Here is a 2,925-nt window from a genome sequence, read left to right as displayed (position 1 = left end):
CTGCTGGCCAAGTTCCGCGCCCGCGGCCTGATCGCGCTGGCCTGGGGCGAGCAGGGCTTTCGCCACCTCAGCAACAACAAGCGCCCGGTGGTCAAGCCCGCGGACGCCCAGGGGCTGAAGATCCGCGTGACCGAGAACCAGACCCACATCACCGCCTTCCGCCAGCTCGGCATGTCGCCCACGCCCATGTCCTGGCCCGAAGTCATAGGCGCGCTGCAGCAGGGCACCATCGACGGCCAGGAGAACCCGGTCTCGGTGTTCACCTCGGCCAAGCTCTGGCAGGTGCAGAAGTACCTGTCGCTGACCAGCCATGTCTATGCGCCCATGGTGCTGATCGTCGCCCCCTCGGTCTGGTCCGGCCTCAACGATGCGCAGAAGAAGGCCTTTGTCGACGGCGCGCGCGCCGGCAGCCTGGCCTCGCGCAAGTTCGTCGACGACGTCGAGAAGAGCGGCGTCGAGGAGATCAAGCGCCACGGCGTGCAGGTCGTGAGCGAAGTCGACCAGGCGGCCTTCCGCGCCGCCCTGGCCCCGGCCTACAAGCAGTTCGCGACCAAGTTCGGCCAGAAGACGCTGGACGCGATCGCGGCCGTCAAGTAAGCCGCGGGCAGACAGCGCCCTGCCCCGGATAACGGGCCAGGGCCTGGCGGCTAGCCCGCGGCATGGGCGTTGGCGGCTCTTTGCGCGTGATATATTGCATCTGCAAATATTGCATATGCAACACTATCCGGAAAGCAATCCATGAATGTCGCTCAGGGGGTCGTACCTCGCATGCCACCAGCCAGCCCGCGCGTGCGCGGCATGCTGCAAGACCCCATCCTGCCGACGATACTGCGCATGAGCTGGCCGAACATGCTGATGATGCTCGCCCAGGCTTCGACCGGGCTGATCGAGATGTGGTTTCTGGCCAAGCTCGGCACCGATGTGCTGGCCGGCGTCGCCGTGGTCGTGCCCGTGCTGATGCTGATGCAGAACATGTCGCAGGGCGCGCTGGGCGGCGGCATCTCGGCGGCCGTGGCGCGCGCGCTCGGCTCGGGCAACGCGGCGCTCGCGGATGCGCTGGCGCGCCATGCGGTCGTGCTCAGCGCTGCCGTGGGCCTGGTTTTCACGCTGCTGCTGATGGGGTTCAGCACGCCGCTGTTCCATCTGCTCGGCGCGCGCGGCGCGGCGCTGGCCGTGGCCCGGGACTATGGGCAGGTGGTGTTCGCCGGGCTGGTGCTGATGTGGGCCATGAACGCCCTGGCCAGCGTGGTGCGCGGCACGGGCAACATGCTGCTGCCCGGCGCCGTGATCTGCGGCGGCGCGCTGCTGCTGATTCCCATCTGCCCGGCGCTGATCTTCGGCTTCGGGCCGATTCCCGCACTGGGCGTCGTGGGCGGCGCCTGGGCGCTGGTGGCCTATTACGCCATCGGCACGCTGGTGCTGGCCTGGTATTGCGCCGGCGAGCGCAACGCCGCGAAGCTGCGTGCCGGGCCGGTGCATTGGGCGCCGATGCGCAGCATTCTCACCGTCGGCGGCCTGGCCTGCATCAACCCCCTGCTCACCAACGGCCTGATCGCCTCGACGGCCGCCATCGTGGGCGCGCATGCAGGCTCCGCAGCCCTGGCCGGCTATGCCACGGCCGCGCGGCTGGAATATCTGCTGATCCCCATTGCCTTCGGCCTGGGCGCTCCCATGGTCGCGCTGGTCGGAGCGAACCTGGGCGCGGGCCAGCCCGAACGCGCACGCCGCATCGCGCTGGTCGGCGGCGCGATCGCCTTCGCGATCGGCGAGACCGTGGGCCTCACGGCGGCGCTCTGGCCCGAGGCCTGGCTCAGGCTGTTCGGCAGCGACGAGCGCATGCTGGAGACCGGCGCGCAGTACCTGCGCATCGCCGGGCCGTTCTATGGCTTCTTTGCGATGGGCATCGCGCTCTACTTCGCCTCCCAGGGCGCGGGGCGCCTGAAGTGGCCGCTGCTGGCCGGCGCGCTGCGCCTGTGCCTCTACGCCGGACTCGGCTGGGCGGTGCTCGTCGCGACGGGCGCGCTCACGGCCTTCTTTGCGCTCGGCGCGGCGGCAATGGCCGCCTACGGGCTGCTCATCCTCTGGTCGGTCGCATCGGGCAGCTGGTTCACAGCCGGGCGGCGATAGGCGCCGGCAAGAACGCTGCGGCGGCGCGCGGCCAGCCCGCATCGGCACGGCCCCGGCATGCAGCCGTTTTAGCCGCTAAAAATCCGGGGCAGGCCTGGTCAGGCGCTGCGCGCCAGCGTCGTGACGATCGAGTAGCGATTTTCCGGATACAGGCTGCTGGTCACGATCACCAGCGCGCGCGCCGCGTCGCGGTAATGCTTGAGCACCCGCAGCGCGGGCGTGCCGCGGGCCGTGCCCAGCGTCTGCGCCATGTCCTCGGTGACCGAGCAGCACGACACCGTCTGCTCCACGCTTTCAATGCGCCGGCCGAACTCGGTTTCGATGATGTCGGCCAGCAGCTTGCCCGGCTGCTGTTCGGCCAGCGCGCCCACCTGGCGGTAGTGGGGATCGATGTAGGCATCGGTCCAGCCCAGCGGCTTGGCCTTGCCGGGCACGCTGCGCACCATGGACAGGCGATACCAGCGCGAGCCCGGCTGGCATTGCAGCGCTTTCGCCGTGGCCGTGTCCAGCACGACATCGGCCGATCCGAGCAGCGTGCGCTGCGCGGCGCTGGCGAGCGTGACCAGGTTGTCGAACGACAGCGATTGCGTGAAGGTCGCGACGCCTCCGGGCAATGCTTCGACCATGGTTCCGCGGTTGCGCCGCCGCGAGATCAGACCGCGCGCCTGCAGCTGCTGCAAGGCCATGCGCACCGTGTTGCGGCTGGTCTGATAAGACGCCATCAGCGCCATTTCCGTCGGCAGCAGCGCGCCGACAGGCAGGTCGCCGGCGCGAATCTGCTGTATCAACTCCTCGGCC

General features: G+C 69.5%; 3 protein-coding genes. 2 read left to right on the top strand and 1 reads right to left on the bottom strand.

What is annotated here, in order from left to right; all coding sequences use genetic code 11:
- Positions 1-597, top strand: a 597-nt coding sequence (dctP, locus tag D3H34_RS31430) for a TRAP transporter substrate-binding protein DctP (RefSeq protein ID WP_167481308.1), incomplete at its 5' end; no start/stop codon positions are given.
- A 171-nt stretch (positions 598-768) separates the two neighbouring features.
- A complete protein-coding gene (locus D3H34_RS31425) occupies positions 769-2,127 on the top strand; it encodes an MATE family efflux transporter (RefSeq protein ID WP_286186510.1) in 1,359 nt (452 codons plus the stop codon).
- A gap of 98 nt (positions 2,128-2,225) precedes the next feature.
- Here the strand turns inward: D3H34_RS31425 and D3H34_RS31420 are convergent.
- On the bottom strand, positions 2,226-2,925 hold a 700-nt coding region (locus tag D3H34_RS31420), incomplete at its 5' end, for a GntR family transcriptional regulator (protein WP_147400543.1).

The sequence above is a fragment of the Acidovorax cavernicola genome (assembly GCF_003581445.1).
This window is presented reverse-complemented; position numbering and strand designations above follow the sequence as displayed.